Source organism: Streptomyces sp. NPDC033178 (assembly GCF_055577685.1).
Genome location: NZ_JBVIPT010000012.1, coordinates 88,129 through 103,600, shown reverse-complemented (window position 1 = coordinate 103,600; position 15,472 = coordinate 88,129). Strand labels below are relative to the sequence as shown.

Annotated in this window: 15 protein-coding genes and 1 pseudogene; 3 read left to right on the top strand and 13 right to left on the bottom strand. The window is 67.6% G+C overall.

Annotated features, from left to right (window positions below):
• Positions 1-3: 3 nt before the first annotated feature.
• The 4 genes from ACZ5VQ_RS28110 to ACZ5VQ_RS28095 all read right to left on the bottom strand — a co-directional run bounded on the left by ACZ5VQ_RS28110 (position 4) and on the right by ACZ5VQ_RS28095 (position 4,665).
• Positions 4-2,457: a HelD family protein gene (locus tag ACZ5VQ_RS28110; RefSeq protein WP_469107318.1), complete on the bottom strand. Its 2,454-nt coding sequence runs from the start codon at positions 2,455-2,457 to the stop codon at positions 4-6.
• Between the two features lie 82 nt (positions 2,458-2,539).
• Positions 2,540-3,310: a zf-HC2 domain-containing protein gene (locus ACZ5VQ_RS28105; RefSeq protein ID WP_362077114.1), complete on the bottom strand. Its 771-nt coding sequence runs from the start codon at positions 3,308-3,310 to the stop codon at positions 2,540-2,542.
• A 38-nt stretch (positions 3,311-3,348) separates the two neighbouring features.
• Positions 3,349-3,870: a sigma-70 family RNA polymerase sigma factor gene (locus ACZ5VQ_RS28100; RefSeq protein ID WP_010039908.1), complete on the bottom strand. Its 522-nt coding sequence runs from the start codon at positions 3,868-3,870 to the stop codon at positions 3,349-3,351.
• A gap of 195 nt (positions 3,871-4,065) precedes the next feature.
• Entirely contained in the window at positions 4,066-4,665 is a 600-nt protein-coding gene (locus tag ACZ5VQ_RS28095) for a CGNR zinc finger domain-containing protein (RefSeq protein ID WP_469107317.1), read from the bottom strand.
• A 243-nt stretch (positions 4,666-4,908) separates the two neighbouring features.
• On the opposite strand from ACZ5VQ_RS28095, the gene ACZ5VQ_RS28090 reads away from it, so the two are divergent.
• Positions 4,909-5,490, top strand: a complete 582-nt coding sequence (locus ACZ5VQ_RS28090) for an anthrone oxygenase family protein (protein ID WP_469107316.1) — start codon at positions 4,909-4,911, stop codon at positions 5,488-5,490.
• Here the strand turns inward: ACZ5VQ_RS28090 and ACZ5VQ_RS28085 are convergent.
• From ACZ5VQ_RS28085 to ACZ5VQ_RS28070, 4 genes and pseudogenes are all read right to left on the bottom strand, one after another.
• Positions 5,439-6,656 carry a uroporphyrinogen-III synthase gene (locus tag ACZ5VQ_RS28085; RefSeq protein ID WP_469107315.1) on the bottom strand — a complete coding sequence of 406 codons (1,218 nt, stop codon included), beginning with the start codon at positions 6,654-6,656 and terminating at the stop codon, positions 5,439-5,441. The genes ACZ5VQ_RS28090 and ACZ5VQ_RS28085 overlap by 52 nt on opposite strands.
• Positions 6,657-6,872: 216 nt before the next feature.
• Positions 6,873-8,255: a nitrate/nitrite transporter gene (locus tag ACZ5VQ_RS28080; protein ID WP_469107314.1), complete on the bottom strand. Its 1,383-nt coding sequence runs from the start codon at positions 8,253-8,255 to the stop codon at positions 6,873-6,875.
• Positions 8,256-8,403: 148 nt separating this feature from the next.
• Positions 8,404-9,357 (bottom strand): hypothetical protein, encoded by a 954-nt coding sequence (locus tag ACZ5VQ_RS28075; RefSeq protein ID WP_469107313.1) that lies wholly within the window; start codon positions 9,355-9,357, stop codon positions 8,404-8,406.
• A 198-nt stretch (positions 9,358-9,555) separates the two neighbouring features.
• Positions 9,556-10,018, bottom strand: a pseudogene (locus tag ACZ5VQ_RS28070) (ATP-binding protein).
• A gap of 230 nt (positions 10,019-10,248) precedes the next feature.
• Between ACZ5VQ_RS28070 and ACZ5VQ_RS28065 the strand changes: the two are divergent.
• Together ACZ5VQ_RS28065 and ACZ5VQ_RS28060 are read left to right on the top strand one after the other, a co-directional pair.
• The gene (locus ACZ5VQ_RS28065) at positions 10,249-11,103 is read left to right on the top strand and encodes a helix-turn-helix domain-containing protein (protein ID WP_469107312.1); all 855 of its coding nucleotides are present in this window, start codon (positions 10,249-10,251) and stop codon (positions 11,101-11,103) included.
• Positions 11,104-11,115: 12 nt separating this feature from the next.
• Complete coding sequence (locus ACZ5VQ_RS28060) at positions 11,116-11,310, top strand: DUF397 domain-containing protein (RefSeq protein ID WP_469107311.1); 195 nt, start codon at positions 11,116-11,118, stop codon at positions 11,308-11,310.
• A gap of 138 nt (positions 11,311-11,448) precedes the next feature.
• On the opposite strand, the gene ACZ5VQ_RS28055 is transcribed toward ACZ5VQ_RS28060, so the two are convergent.
• The 5 genes from ACZ5VQ_RS28055 to ACZ5VQ_RS28035 all read right to left on the bottom strand — a co-directional run bounded on the left by ACZ5VQ_RS28055 (position 11,449) and on the right by ACZ5VQ_RS28035 (position 14,862).
• Positions 11,449-12,102: a hypothetical protein gene (locus tag ACZ5VQ_RS28055; protein WP_469107310.1), complete on the bottom strand. Its 654-nt coding sequence runs from the start codon at positions 12,100-12,102 to the stop codon at positions 11,449-11,451.
• Positions 12,099-12,776 carry a hypothetical protein gene (locus ACZ5VQ_RS28050; protein WP_469107309.1) on the bottom strand — a complete coding sequence of 226 codons (678 nt, stop codon included), beginning with the start codon at positions 12,774-12,776 and terminating at the stop codon, positions 12,099-12,101. The genes ACZ5VQ_RS28055 and ACZ5VQ_RS28050 overlap by 4 nt, the downstream gene beginning before the upstream one ends.
• Before the next feature lie 2 nt (positions 12,777-12,778).
• Positions 12,779-13,126: a hypothetical protein gene (locus ACZ5VQ_RS28045; RefSeq protein ID WP_469107308.1), complete on the bottom strand. Its 348-nt coding sequence runs from the start codon at positions 13,124-13,126 to the stop codon at positions 12,779-12,781.
• Positions 13,127-13,245: 119 nt separating this feature from the next.
• Positions 13,246-14,544: a putative T7SS-secreted protein gene (locus ACZ5VQ_RS28040; RefSeq protein ID WP_469107307.1), complete on the bottom strand. Its 1,299-nt coding sequence runs from the start codon at positions 14,542-14,544 to the stop codon at positions 13,246-13,248.
• 3 nt (positions 14,545-14,547) lie between these two features.
• Complete coding sequence (locus ACZ5VQ_RS28035) at positions 14,548-14,862, bottom strand: hypothetical protein (protein ID WP_469107306.1); 315 nt, start codon at positions 14,860-14,862, stop codon at positions 14,548-14,550.
• Between the last annotated feature and the right edge of the window lie 610 nt (positions 14,863-15,472).

Below are 15,472 nucleotides of genomic sequence, written 5' to 3'. Positions count from 1 at the left end.
CGGTCAGTCCCGCAGCAGGTCCGGCACCCCGTTCGCGTCCGGTTCGTCGCGGTCGGCCGAGACGACGGTGAGCTGCTGGGTGGCCCGGGTCAGCGCCACGTACAGCACGCGCAGCCCGGCCGGCGACTCGTCGGCGATCTCCGCCGGGGAGACGACCACCGTGGCGTCGTACTCCAGTCCCTTCGCCTCCAGGCTGCCGAGCGCCACCACGCGGTCGCCGAGCCCGGCGAGCCAGCGCGCGGCCTCGGCGCGGCGGTTCATGGCGACGACGACACCGACCGTGCCGTCGACCTGGTCGAGCAGCCGCGCGGCCTCCTCCCGCACGGTCTTGGCCAGGGAGTCCCGCACCACCGCGTACCGCGGCCGTACGCCCGTGGAGCGCACCGCGGACGGCGAGGTGGAGCCGGGCATGGCCAGGGCCAGGACCTTGGCGGCGAGCTCGGCGATCTCGGCCGGGTTGCGGTAGTTCACGGTGAGCGTGAAGCGGCGGCGCGGGCGCGTGCCGAGGGCCTCGTCACGGGCCTCGGCGGCCTCGTCCGGGTCCGACCACGAGGACTGGGCGGGGTCGCCGACCACCGTCCACGTGGCGTGCCGTCCGCGGCGGCCGATCATGCGCCACTGCATGGGCGTGAGGTCCTGTGCCTCGTCGACGATGACGTGCGCGTACTCCGTGCGCTCCTGGGCCAGCCGCTCGGCCCGCTCGCGCTGCGTCTCCTCGCGTGCGGGCATGAGCTCCTCCAGGCCCGTCAGCTGGTCGAGCGGGTCGAGGTCGCGCTTCCTGCGGGGGCGGGCCGGCGTGCCGAGGATGGCCTGGAGCTCGTCGAGCATGGCCACGTCGTGCACGGAGAGGCCGTCCCGCTTGAGGGAGCGGGCGACCCGCCGTACCTCACCGGGGTTGAGGATCCGCCGCGCCCAGCGTCCGAGCCGTTTCTCGTCGGCCATCGCCTCCAGAACGGCACTCGGTGCCAGCTCGGGCCACCAGGCGTCGACGAACGCGATGAAGCTGTCCTCGGAGCTGACGTCCTCGTCGAACGAGGAGCGCAGCTCGGCCGCCAGCTCGGGGTCCGTGTGCCGGGTCCCGGCGCCGGACCGCGCCCAGAGGGCGTCGAGCAGCAGCTTGCGGGCACGCGGTCGCAGCAGGTTCACGGGGGCGGTCCCGGAGAGCGCGTTCTGGCGGATCCGGTCCAGCTCGGGCGCCTCCAGCTCCAGCCGGCGCCCGAAGGCGACGACCCGGAGGCGGGTGGTGGATGTGGCGGAGGGGGCTTGAGACTCGTCGTCGAAGCCGTCGGAGTCGGCGAAGCCGTCTTCCAGGTCGCCGAACGCGAGCTGACCGGCCTGACCGTTGTGGCCGTTGCGGCCGGCCTGACCGTTCCGCCTGCCGCGCGCGGGCGCCCGGCCGGGCCCGCCCGGCGCCTCCAGTGCCCCCCGCGCCGCCTTCCGCAGCACCTTGAGCATCCTGTACGAGCCCTTGGCGCGGGCCACCGCCGGTGAGTCGTACAGCGTGGCCTCGGCGCCGTCGACCAGGGAGCCGACCGCGCGGATGGCGACCTGGCCCTCCTCACCCAGGGACGGGAGGACGCCCTCGGTGTACGCGACCAGCAGGGGCGTGGGCGAGACGATCAGGATGCCGCCCGCGTACCGCCTGCGGTCCTGGTAGAGCAGGTAGGCGGCCCGGTGCAGGGCGACCGCGGTCTTGCCGGTGCCCGGCCCGCCCTCCACGTACGTGACGGACGCGGCGGGTGCCCGGATGACCATGTCCTGCTCGGCCTGGATGGAGGCGACGATGTCCCGCATGGTGTGGCTGCGGGCCTGGCCGAGCGCGGCCATCAGCGCGCCGTCGCCGATCACCGGCAGTTCGCGGCCGGAGAGGGAAGCTTTCAGCTCCGGGCGCATCAGGTCGTCCTCGACCCCGAGGACCCTGCGGCCCTTGGAGCGGATGACCCGTCGGCGTACCACCCGGCCGGGGTCGACCGGTGTGGAGCGGTAGAACGGCGCGGCCGCCGGGGCCCGCCAGTCGATGACCAGCGGCGCGTAGTCCGAGTCCAGGACTCCGATACGGCCGATGTGGAGGGTCTCCGCGATCTCGGCGGTGTTGTCGGGCCGTACGGCACCCTCGGCGGGTTCCACCGCCGTGTACGCGCCGTCCGGGCCCTTCTTGCCGTCCTTGCCGCGGAGGAGGTCGATCCTTCCGAAGAGGAAGTCCTCGAACTCGTTGTTCAGGCGGTTGAGGTGGATCCCCGCCCGGAACACCTGCGCGTCACGCTCCGCGAGTGCTCCGGGTGTACCGACCTGGCCGCGCTGGGCGGCGTCGTTCATCAGGAACTCCGCCTCGTGGATCTTTTCCTCAAGGCGCCGGTACACCCGATCCAGGTGTTCCTGCTCGACTCCGACCTCCTGGTCGCGCACGGAGTCGCCCACCGGATCGAACGCCGTTTCCTGCTGAACCTGAGCGGCCACCGGGCCCCCTTCTGACGTGCATGGCAGCCGTCAACCGTACGCGAAGGGGAGCCCGTGAGGCTACGTTTCCGCTCTTGATCGCCTACACGTCGACCTCGACCAGCTTCTTGCCGTCGAAGGTCATGACCTCGAAGTGGTCGATGTCCTCGGGGTTCATGGCGACGCCACCGTGTACGTAGAGCGGGTTCTTGGCCTGCTCCGTCGTGGCGTTCTTGATGCCGTAGCCCCACTTCGGGACCGCCCAGGTGGTGGCCGTCTCCCGCTCGCCGTTCTTGCCGACGGCGATGAGGGAGCACTTCTCGGGCCCCTTGACGTTCTTCAGCTCCAGGACCGAATGGGTGCCCCAGGCCTTGCCCTCCATGCCCACCACGGCGCTGACCTTGGTGCTCGGGTCCGTGGCCTTGACCTTGTCGGTCATGTGCGTGAACGCGTCCTTGGCGGGACTGGCGGACTGCAGGGGCTTGGCCTCCTGGGTCGTCTCGCCGCCGGTGGCCGCGATCGCGGCGATGGGGCCGCCGATGATCAGCGAGGCCGCGAGCCCGAAGAAGAGGCGTCGGCTTCGCTTGGCGCGCACGCGACGCTCCACGACCTCGCCGACCAGCCGGTCCGCGAGCTGTGGGCTCGGTCGGGCGGAAAGCGACTCACCGATGGCCGGTGTGCCCTGGGCCGCGGGCAGATCCGCCAGGGCCGCGAGCATCGGCTCCATGCCGGCGAGTTCGTCGAGTTGCTGGCCGCACCACTCGCAGGTCGCGAGGTGCGCCTCGAAGGCGGTCGCTTCGGCGTCGTCGAGGATGCCGAGCGCATAGGCACCAACCGTCTCGTGCACATCGCCCTGCCCTTGCGAACTTTGCATGGGTCCAGGACTACCCGTTCCGTATCCCCCGTATGTGCTCATGCCGTCACCCCCCGCTCCTCCAGTGCGAGCTTCATCGAACGCAGGGCATAGAACACCCGTGAGCGCACCGTGCCGCTGGGTATCCCCAGGGTTTCGGCGGCCTCGTTTACGGTACGCCCCTTGAAGTACGTCTCGACCAGTACCTCCCGGTGGGCGGGGGTCAGGTCGTCGAGCGCGTCAGAGAGTGTCATCAGCCACAACGCCTTGTCGATCTCGTCCTCCGCGGGAATGACCTCCAGCGGCGACGGGTCCACCTCCTGCGGCCGGGCCTGCCGGCTGCGGTGCCCGTCGATGACGATGCGCCGAGCGACCGTCACCAGCCAGGGGCGTACCGAACCGGTAGCTCGGTTGAGCTGCCCGGCGTTCTTCCACGCACGGATGAGCGTCTCCTGTACGACGTCCTCCGCGCGCTGCCGGTCCCCGGCGACCAGCCGCAGCACATAGGCGAGCAGAGGCCCGGCGTGTTCACGGTAGAGCGCACGCATCAGCTCCTCGTCCGGCTCCGAGGGCTGGGACATACGATGTCGGGCCCTCGGCAATCGTTCATCGGCCACGGCGGAATCCTTGCGCACGCCTACCTCCGGTGTCCGGGGGATCCCCCAGTCGGTCGCTCATCCCGGGATACGGGCGCAGGCGCGGCTGTGTTCAAAGTGACGGGCATTCTTTGTGAGGAGAGTGTGGGGAAGTTGGGGGCTCTCCTTCACGGAGGAACTCTAAGCCCGCGCGAGGGCTGCTCTGCGCCGGTGCCTGGCAACGCGTTCGCGGTTTCCGCACACCTCACTGGAGCACCACCTGCGACGACGCCCTCTGGACGTATCCAGGTACACGATGGGGCAGTTGTCTCCCTCACACTGCCGAATGCTCGCGCGGGCGGCCGGATCCGTCAGCAGCTCCACCGTGTCACGGGCGATGGCCGCGAGCAGCGCGGCGGGGGCCGGCGGGCCGTCCAGGGCGCGTACGAGCGAGCCGCCCGCGTCCCACACCGCGTGCGGCACGGGCGGTGCGGGGCGGGCGAGTTCGTTCACGCGGGCAAGCGCGATGCCGAAGGGCCGGGAGTCCCGGGAGGGCTCCGCACGCACCAACTGGCCTATGTGGCCGCGTAGTTCGCGAAATCCGACGAGCCAGGAGGAGTCGACGGGGGCGAGCGACGTGCCCGCCGGGACGAGTCCGGATCCGGTGATCCAGGCCCGCAACGGCTCCGCCGAGTCGAGCCGTTCCTCGGGGTGCGTGGTCGCCAGGAGATCGAGACAGATCCGTCCGGAGTCGAACCGCAGCTCGTACGGGGCCGTGGCTGTGGCCGTGCCCAGTGCCATGTGCCTGTCACCGCCTTGGGGTTGCCGCCATGCGGGGCCGGTGAGTGGTCGTGAGTGGGGGTACGGGAGGGGGCCGTGCAGGGCCCGTACTCCCTACAGTGCCTTCCCCCGCGCGCGGCGGGAAGCCCCGCGCCGGGCCGTACCCTCCCTCGCGCCGCCCGGCCCTCCCGGCTGGACGTCCGCTTATGCGGGCGCGAGTCCGAAGCATGTCGTCCGCCGGGACCCGCCGGTTGACTGAAAGACATGGCAACCACCACAGAGAGCAACAAGGGGCGGCGTTCGACCGCCGGGGGTGTACTGGTCGCGGCCACGGTCGTCACGGGTCTGGTCGCCGGGCTCTTCTACGCGTACGCGAACAACGTGATGCCGGCGCTGGCCCGCAGCGACGACCGCGTCTACATCGAGGTCATCCAGAACATCAACGACGTCATCCAGAACCCGGTGTTCCTCCTGAGCTTCAACGGCGCCCTGCTGCTCACGGCCTTCTCGGCCTGGCAGTTGCGCGGCTCGCCACGGGTCCGGGTGTGGGTGTTCGCGGCACTCGTCGTGTACGCGCTCGCGTTCCTGGTCACCGTCGTCTTCAACATCCCGCTGAACAACGAGATCATGGACGCCGGGAATCCGGCCACGACGGCCGATCCGGCCGCCGTGCGCGAGAAGTTCGAGGACCCGTGGGTGGCCTGGAACGTCGTACGGGCCCTGCTGCACATCGTGGCGTTCGGCCTGCTCGCGCGGGCTCTGGTGCTGTACGGGCGCCACGGCCGGAGCGGTCGTCAGTCGTCGCCGTACTTGGAGTCGGCCACCGGGTCGAGCGCCAGCCGGTAACCGCGCTTGACGACCGTCTGGATGAGCTTGGGCGCCCCCAGTGCCGTACGCAGCCGGGCCATCGCCGTCTCCACGGCGTGCTCGTCCTTGCCGGCGCCGGGCAGGGCCCGCAGCAGTTCGGCGCGGGCCACCACCCAGCCGGGCCGCCGGGTCAGCGCGCGCAGCAGCGACATTCCGGCGGGCGGCACGGGCCGCAGCATGTCGTCCACCAGCACGGCGTGCCCCCGGATCTCCACCCGGTGACCTGCGATCGGCAACGTTCGCGCCCGGGACGGCAGTTCCTGACACAGCACCTGTACGAGGGGGCCGAGCCGGAAGCGCTCCGGTTGGACCGTGTCGATGCCCCTGGCCTGCAGCGGCAGCGCGGTGACCGGGCCGACGCAGGCGGGCAGCACGTCGTGGTTGAGGGCGGCGAGCAGTTCGGGCAGCAGTCCGCGGTCCTCGGCGCGGCCGAGCAGCGAGGCGGCGGCCGGGGCGCTGGTGAAGGTCAGCGCGTCCACACCGCGGGTGACCGTGGCGTCGAGCAGCCGGTCGACGGGCGCGATGTCCTCCGGCGGCATCCACCGGTACACGGGCACGCCGACGACGTCTCCGCCCGCGGCACGCAGCGACTCGACGAACCCGGGCAGCGGCTCACCGTGCAGCTGGACAGCGATCCGGCGTCCTTCGACTCCCTCCTCCAACAGCCGGTCGAGCACCTCGGCCATGGATTCGGAGGACGGGGACCACTCCTCGGTCAGCCCCTGGGCCCGTATCGCACCTTTGACCTTGGGTCCGCGGGCGAGCAGCTCGACTCCGCGGAGCGTGTCGAGCAGGTCCTCCCCCAGCCCCCACCCGTCGGCGGCCTCGACCCACCCGCGGAACCCGATCGCGGTGGTCGCGACCACGATGTCCGGGGCCTCGTGGAGCAGTTGCTTGGTCGCCGCGAGCAGCTCGCTGTCGTCGGAGAGGGGCACGATACGAAGGGCGGGCGCGTGCATGACGGCGGCGCCGCGCCGCTGGAGCAGGGCTCCGAGTTCGTCGGCACGGCGGGCGGCGGTCACACCGACGGTGAACCCGGCGAGGGGGCCGTGACCGGGCCGGTCGGCTCGCTGCTCGGTCGGCTGCTCGGGTCGCTGTTCAGACCGCTGCTCGGGTCGTTGCTCAGGGCGTTGCTCTTCGTACATGGCTCTCGTCCCGCTCGAGTGGTGTTCGTCCTGCGTCACCCGCTGGGTTGGGGCGTACCGCGTGGAGCCTCCGTGGTGGGGCTCCCGGTCCCAGGGCCGGTGCCTCCTGCTCCGGGGCGTCGGCTGCACGCCCTATTTGCCCGCATCATGGCGGATGACCGAGCCTGTCAATCATGCGTGACAGGCTCGGTTCCGCTTGATGTCATCCGTGTTACGTCACACTTCCGCGTAGCTGAGCTGCGGCTTCGCCTCGGAAGCGGTCACCGCCGGGGACTCGGCGGCCGCCGGGCGGCGAAGGTATACGGCCCAGGTGACCCCGAAGCAGACCGCGTAGAAGGCGAGGAAGGCGACGAAGGCCCCGGTGCCGGATCCCACGCTCAGGAACGACTGCCGGAAGGCGAGGTTGATGCCGAGACCGCCGACCGCGCCCACGGCCCCGATGAGCCCCATCGAGGCACCGGACAGCCGCCGCCCGTAGGACGCGGCTTCCTCCCCTTCCAGCCCCATGGCGACGGCCTTGGCCTGGAAGATGCCGGGGATCATCTTGAACGTGGAGCCGTTGCCGAGCCCGGTCAGCACGAACAGCACGATGAACGCCGTGGTGAACAGGGGCAGGGACTTCTCCATGGAGGCGACCACGATCACGGCGGTCGCCGCGCCCATGGCGACGAAGTTCCACAGGGTGATCTTCGCGCCGCCGTACTTGTCGGCGAGCCAGCCGCCCACGGGCCGGATCAGCGAGCCGAGCAGCGGCCCGATGAAGGTGACGTAGGCCGACTCCAGCGGCGTACGCCCGAACTGCGTCTGAAGCACGAGCCCGAAGGCGAAGCTGTACCCGATGAACGACCCGAACGTCCCGATGTAGAGGAAGGACATGATCCAGGTGTGCGGGTCCTTCACGGCCTCCTTGGCGGCACCGGTGTCGTTCTTCACGGACGTGATGTTGTCCATGTACATCGCGCCGAGAACGGCGGCGACGACGATCAGCGGAATGTAGATCCCGAGCAGCACCCGCGGACCGCCGCTGGCCCCGATGACGGCGAGCGCGACGAGTTGCACGACGGGCACGCCGATGTTGCCGCCCCCGGCATTCAGCCCAAGAGCCCACCCCTTCTTCCGCAGCGGGAAGAAGGAGTTGATGTTGGTCATCGAGGAGGCGAAGTTGCCGCCTCCCACACCGGCGAGCATGGCGCACACGAGGAAGGTCCCGAAGGACGTCCCCGGCTCCATCACGATGAACGCCGCGATCGTCGGGACGAGCAGCATGCTCGCCGCGATGATGGTCCAGTTCCGGCCACCGAAGCGCGCGACCGCGAAGGTGTACGGCACCCGCACGATGGCGCCGACCAGCGTGGCCATGGAGATGATGAAGAACTTGTCGGCCGGGGTGAGCCCGTACTCGGGCCCCATGAAGAGCACCATCACGGACCACAGGGTCCAGATCGAGAACCCGATGTGCTCGGAAAGAACCGAGAAGAACAGGTTGCGCCGGGCGACCTTCTCCCCCGTCTCCTTCCAGAACGTCTCGTCCTCCGGGTCCCACTGCTCGATCCAGCGGCCCCCCTTGCGCGGTGCGATGCTGCTGCTCGGGGCTGTCATCTCACGCCTCCACAATTTCTCCGGCTGGTCCACCCGAAGGTAGGGACGACTCGTTTCCGGCCTGTGGCAACGGGTGACCGCCCGGGAACGTTGCTCTCACCCCGGGGCGGGGGGCGCGGTGAGGGTTTTTTCGGGGGGTGGGGGGTTTCTACTGGTGAGGGGGGTGCCAGGGGGGCGTGTCGGGGGGCACATAGGGAGCGGCTTGGGTACCACCGCACGGGCCCAGGACCTGCTGGCCAGGGTACGGGGCGGGGGCTTGGGGTGGGGCGTACGGACCGGGAGCTTGAGGGGTGGTGTACGGGCCCGGAGCGTAGGGAGCCGCGGTGGGTGGGGGTGCGTAGGGAACTGCGGGGCCAGACTGAGGTGCGTATGGACCCGCGGGGCCGGGCTGGCGTGCGTACGGGCCTGCGGCAGCGGGCTGAGGTGCATACGGAGTTCCCGCGCCGGGCGTTCCGGCTCCGCCGAAGGGGTTCGCGTATCCGGGCGGGGGGTTCGCTTGCCCGGGGACCTGTGCGCCCTGCGGCAGGTAGCGAACCCGCCCGGTCTCGTCCGTCACCGGTGTGAACCCGGCGGCCCGCAACCGCGCTGCGAACTTCGCGTTGCGCTTGCGTGTGACGGCGAACCCGATGCCGAGGGCCCCGAGGAGCAGCGCCCACACGATCCCGGACCCGGCGAAGGCGACGCCGTCACCACCGGTCCGGAGCGCCAGGACCACACATCCGACGGTGCCGCCGAGGGCCGCGTAGAGCATCCGCTTCTCGGCGCTCTTGCCGGTCAGGTCGAAGTTGATCCGCGCCTTGAGCAGCTCCAGGGCGTCGGGCACGAAGGGCGGCAGGGGCCCACCACTGGCGGCCTGCGGAAACTGGGCCCAGTTCTGAGCGGCCCGCTGCCGGGCGTGGGGACTCGGATCGGGCACGATGAGCATCCTCAGCGCACTGTTGTGCCCGCCCCCTTGCCGCACATCCGCGTACTCATACCCGAACTGCTGCGCAACAAAGGCAAGCCGCGCCAACTTCTTCACGGACGCCATGGGGCTGGTGACCTCGACGGCTTCACCACTCGCCATGAGCTGGAACATCTTCTGCACTTGGCGATTACTCATGGCTGTCTACTCCGTTGCCGGCGGGTGATCATCATTCGAGGCAGCCTATCCACGGCGGCTGGGGGCCTGGGGCGGAGCTCCGGCCCTCCACGACCACACCACGGGACTCCACGGAAGACACACAGGACAGGGCCGGTGGCCAGGCTCCCGTTGTCCTCCAAGTTCATTGCGCCGAGCAGATGAGCAGCCCTCGCACGGCTACCAACTGCGACATCCCTGCCCTCCGACCTCGAACCACAGCAGCTTTCCGGCGCCGCGCCCGAGCAGATCCCCACCGAGCGGCCAGCCGCCCCACGAACTCGCGCACTGCTGCACGAGGAACAGCCCGCGCCCTCCTTCCGTGCCCGCCGGGGCGGGCGGGACCCGTTCGCCGGGAGGCTCGTCGAAGGGCGCCGGAAATGTGCGGACTGCTGTCCCACACTCCCACCCGCAACCGCCCGTCCCCCACCGCGGTCAGCCGCAAAGAGGCGGGCCCTCTCGTGTGCCGGTACGCATTGGTGACCAACTCGGACGTCAACAACTCGACCGCGTCGAGGACTTCGGCCATGCCATGCCCGTCCAGCGCGGCCCTCACGGTCATACGTGCGACGCGTGCAGCACGGGGGTCATGCGGCAGGCGAAGGGCGTACGTCCAGGTATCGGGCGGGGCTACGGTGACCATGAATGCCTCCGGATGGAAGGGAAGGGGACTTGGACTCGCTCAACTGCAGCGCCTCGCGGTGGCAATGCCTGAGTGGGTGCGCTTCCGGCTTGTAAGCGCGGGCAGTTGGGCGGTATGTAGCCACCGTAGAGCAGATGGTTAGATGGATCTAACTTTTCAGATGTGAAGCATCAGAACTTCACTCGTGTGAGGGAGAGTAATGCCGCGTCGCGGCCAGGGAAGGAGACGCTTTGCCGCCCACCAGCAATCCGACGTTGCGGCAGCGGAGATTCGGCGCCGAGCTCCGCAAGCTCCGTGAACGAGCCGGGCTCACCGCCACAGGCGCCGCCGAACTGCTCGGCGTCAACCAGGCGCGCGTCAGCATGATCGAGACCGGCCGCACGCCCATCAGCGCCGACCGAGTCCGCTTCATGGCCAACGTGTACGACTGCTCGAACGATCGGCTCATCGATGCTCTGGCCTCAATGACAGGGCGTCGGACTCGCGGGTGGTGGGAGGAATACCGCGAGCACCTACCCGCCGCACTGATCGACCTGGCTGAACTTGAGCACCACGCGGCCAGGTTGCGTGCAGCACTGATCATCCACATTCCGGCCCTGCTCCAGACGACGGACCACGCACGAGCGCTTTTCCGGCAAGTGGCGCCGCCCATGCGGCAGTACGAGATCGAGCACCGCCTCACGTTCCGCATCAAGCGGCAGGGCGTCCTGCACCAGGAGAACCCACCCTCGTACGCGGCGATCATTCACGAGTCGGCACTTCGTATGGGCTTTGGTGGTCCCGTCGTGGCACGCGACCAGCTCAAGCACCTGAACGACATGAGCGAGCTGGCTCATGCCACCGTCAGGGTGGTCCCCTTCGGCACGGACCACTTCCCGACCACGGGCCAGTCGTTCGACTACGTCGACGGCCCTGTCCCGCAGCTCGACACCATCCAGTTGGACTCACACCACGGTGCCTGTGAATTTCTCGACGCGGAGGCACAGTTGAGTAAGTACCGTTCCGTGCTGGACCGCATGGAGTCGTGCGCCCTCAGCCCCGCCAAGTCGCGCGACTTCATCCACCACATCATCCAGGACACGTGAGAGGGACCAACTGTGCATGCCATCGGCTGGCAGAAGTCCACGTACAGCGGCGACGGCTCGAACTGCGTCTACGTCGCTGCCACCCCCACGGGAGCCGTTCACCTCTGTGAGAGCGACGACCCAGGGATCATCCTCTCGACCACACGTCACCACCTGAGCGTACTGATACGCACGCTGAAGCAAAGCCCACCCATGCGCGGCGCCTGATCAATGGGCAGCTCTGGGGCATTCGGGGGCCCTCGACCCTGCACTGACGGCGCCCGCCACAATCTGGCGGATCCGCGCTCACAGTCGCAGGACACTGCGCGCAGGCCATCGCCCTTCACTGTGCATCAACAAGCAGGATCATGAGGACTTCCAGGTATCCGCTTCCTGATCCGGACTGATCCGGATGGTGCGGGCGAATTCGTCGACATCGTCGAGAGCCCGGAGGATCCGGCCGGCGTCGGGATCGGCCAGGATGACCAGGACATCCGCGGCTTCCGTGCCCTTCTCGTAGCGCCAGGCGTAACGGAGGCCGACGTGCACCTCGTTGCTCTCCTCGTCCTGGTAGTAGCGCAGCACCCGCAAGCCGGTTCCAAGATGCGGGGAGTCGAAATCCTCGACGATGGGGGGCTCGACGGCGTAGCTCGTATCGGCGTGGGTCAGCTCACGCAGTGCCGTTTCCCGGTCTTCGCCCTCCTCGACCTCCACCAGGTCGACATAGGCAGGAAGCGGGATCTCTCGAGGGTGCGGGAGATGGAGGAAGACCTCGAAGTCCGGAAAGGCAGCGGGTGCCCTGATGGCGTACATCAACAGGATGTCGGTCAGCAGGTCGACTTCGTCTGATTTTGGCTTCTCCGACGCGAAATCCTCCCACAGACCCTCAGCGAAGTAGCGGGCCCACGCCTCAGGCGTTTGCGCCTCCTCGACGTCCTCAAGACCCGGTTCCGGCCACATGAGCGGGATGCGGATCCAAGGTGACAGGTGCATGGCATACTTGACGTTGAGCCAGCTCACTCATAACTCCATCTGAACGTGCCGACTACCGCGTCGAACAACTCGACCAGCACACCGGTGAATTCGCTGTCGAGATCGCCGTCACCGGGTGTGGAGAAGTTGATGCTGATCCAGCGACCAGGATCGTCTACCACGGGGAGCACATACTCGACCCGCCGCGTCGGCAGGGCGGCCTGCCGTACGGCTTCAGGGGCGGAACTCAGCTTCTCCTCGTCAGGAGTGGAGCGGTAGGCGCGGCGGAGTGCGGGTGCCCCTGCCACGTCAGTCTTTGTCGCCGTTCCGCCGCGGACATCCTCATTGGCCAGTTGATCAATCACTGCCTGCGGAGGAATCGCACGCTCTTGGCCGATCGGCATCTCGGCAACGATGAAAGAGGCCATGAGGAAGATTCCCCCGCGGGGGAGCACCGGAAGGTAGAGGTCAAGGCCGCCGTTTCTCCTGGCCGCACGGGCCTGCTTCTCCAACTGGCGACGCATGTCCAACCGGAAGCGCATCGCGTCGTCCCGGGGGATTCCCTCCGGGACTTGTCCCATGTGCGAGAAGAGGATGCTCTCAAGTGCTTCGTTCGTGCCCTCTCGCAGGGGGATACGGACCCAGCCGGGCGGCAGGACGAGCTCGTAGCCGCGGGGAGCGGTCGCCTCGACGGGGGGTGGCTGTTGCTCCAGATCGGACATGCTCACGCGCGGGCCTGCTTCTTGAGCTGCCAGTCGGCCACCAGGATTGTCAGGGTGGAGAGCACCGAAATCACGGCCAGCCAGCTGTAGCCGAGCGCCAGGAATACGTTCGGAATCAGGAACATGAAGGCAACGATCTTAATCGTCTGGGAAAAGCTGGCACCCTTCCGAGGGTCACGGATCAGCTCTCGGTTCTTGATGAACAGGAGCAGCATCAGAACAGGCCCAATCATCATCGGCCAAGCTGCGTAGCCATCGGTGAGCCAGTCCATCCCTCCATATTCACTTCCGAGATCCTGGAAGGCGAAACAGAGGATCGGCACCAAAGTGAATGCGGCAAGGAATTTCATGGCCCGAGACTCTTCCGGACTTTTCGCCGGGATTGTTGCCACTATCTCCCACTCCAGAAAAATTGGCTTCGAATTTCACTATTTCTGATTACTGCCGATCGCACCTTACGCGGAGTATTTCACCAGCGACTCCCGACTTCACGCGTCAGAACATCCTTGGCATCTCCATACGCGTCCCCGCCAAGTTTTTCCCCGGCCTTGTCTCCGAGGTCTACGGAGGTGGCTGCCAGGTAGTTCAAGCGAAAATTGCTTACGGCCTTGTCCATTGCGTCGGCTGTCGCCCGCACGCCAGCGTTCCCGCCGAACTCGGCCCGCATCGCGTTGGCGAACTTGGATGCGCTGACGACCTCCCCGTCACCGCCCAGCAGCCGTTCTAGTCGGGTAGCGCCAGGCCGTGTTTCCCTTGCCCCGATCTGGCGCAGCGCATCCTTCGCGCGCACCGCTTGCGCGCCGCGGGCCGAGTCCGTGCCGTATCGCATGATGTTCTTGTCGAGCAGCTTGCGCAGATTCGCGTACCGCTGGAACCGTCCCGCTCTACTGGCGGACTTGAGGCTTGTCGCTGCGGCCTTCACGCCCTTCATCGCGATGCTGCCGAACCCCAGCGTCGCCAGCGCGACGACGTCCATGGCGACATCCGCCCAGTTCCCGTCACCGGAGAGGGCCAGCATCGTGTGCCCGACGCCGACGAGCGCAGTGAGACTGAGGGTGGTCACCATGATGAGGGTCGCCAGCCATCCGACCGGCGTGAAGAGCAGGGCGATAACCCCGATAATGGTCGCTGCCCAACTCAGGACTTCAACGATGGTTTTGATCGTATCCGCGTTCTCATGCACCCAGTCCTTGAAGTTCTCCCACCTGCTGTCCTTGATGACATCCGAGATGTCATCGCCGATGTTCCCTGCGTAGTGCTGGGCGCGGGAGTCGCGGTCGGAGATGACCTGGTCGAGCTGCTTGTGGTACGGCGCCAAGTGACTGATGGGGTCGGGCTCCTCCGACGACTCTTTGTCGCCATCTTTGCCGCCCTTCTTCGCCTCAGCTTCCTTCTTCATCTCGGCAGCGCGCTCCTCGTCGGCCTGTTTCGCGGCTCGGAGGACGCCGTCGGCCCGTTCCTGGAAGCCCTCCAGGTCGTTGGCCCAGTTGCCGAGGTCGCCGACCACGCGTTCGTAGCGGCCCGCCGTCTCGCGGAAGCGCTTTTCGAGATCGCCGGACTTCTCGCGAATCTTGTCGGCGTACTTCCCCTGCAGCGCATCGCCGTCGGCAGCCTTGCGCAGGATGCGAGCCTGGTCGCGGAGGGTCGAGGCAAGGTCCTTCATCCTGCGAACCTCATGGCGGATGTCCTCCGGATCGCCGGGGATCGGGTCCTTCTCCGCCAGCGGATGCCAGTCGACCGGTCGAGACCTGCCCTTACCTGCACCCATCGGTCAATTTCCCCCTTTTTGCCCGTGCTTCTTCTCGCTCACGTTCTTGAGGTCGAGGTCCAGTTTCTCGAAGCTTTTGAGCGCGGCCTCTGCTTGCTTGCCCAAGTCCTCGACGTTGTCAAGGAGTTCACGCCGATAGTTGTCCCAGTTACTGACGAACTCGTCCATCTTGCCGGCGATGCTGTCATGGCCCCATATGCCATTGATGTCGGCGCGGTGTTTGTCGATGCCTTTGAGGGCTCTTCTGATATCCCTCAGATTTGTCTTCGAAGACTCCAGAAGTGTGTAGTCGACTACCAGGCGGTCATGCTCCCCCATCGGCCCCTCCATTTGCACTTACGTGGTCAGCATGCTCCCGTTGGGCTCGACCCACCGGTACAGTCACCGCTCCCCAGGAGTAGCAGCCCCTTGTCGGCCAGGCGTGACCGGGATGCCCACGCGATGCGGCCGACCCCGATCCACCGGTCGGTGATCGTGGGTGGCTGGGAGGGTAGAACGCGGAAGTACCTCGCGACCTGCAACGATGAAGGTTCTTCCAGCTTCCAGTACGCAACGATAGACGAGGCGCTTCCGGGTCCGATCCTCTCACGGCCCCGCCCGCCAAAGGGATGCACGGAGTTCGTTCAGCAGTCCTACCCCGTCGTTGCGCCGGAACGGCAGGTGCAGTTCCTGGACGCTCTCATGGACTGGTACAAGCACGTCTTGGCCATCGGAACGCTACTGTACGGAATCGCCTGCGGGCCAATGCGAGAGGAACCCTGAATCCATCGCCAGCTGGCACGTAAAGGCCGGAGTGGTCGACGTTCCCGAGCTTTCGGAAGAACTCGGCATCAGGGCTCTGCTCTCGACGGCGTATAGCTCGCAGACCAATAAGCCGAGTTTCCAAGGGTCATTCACCACAGACTTGGGCATCGGCTTCACCCTCGTC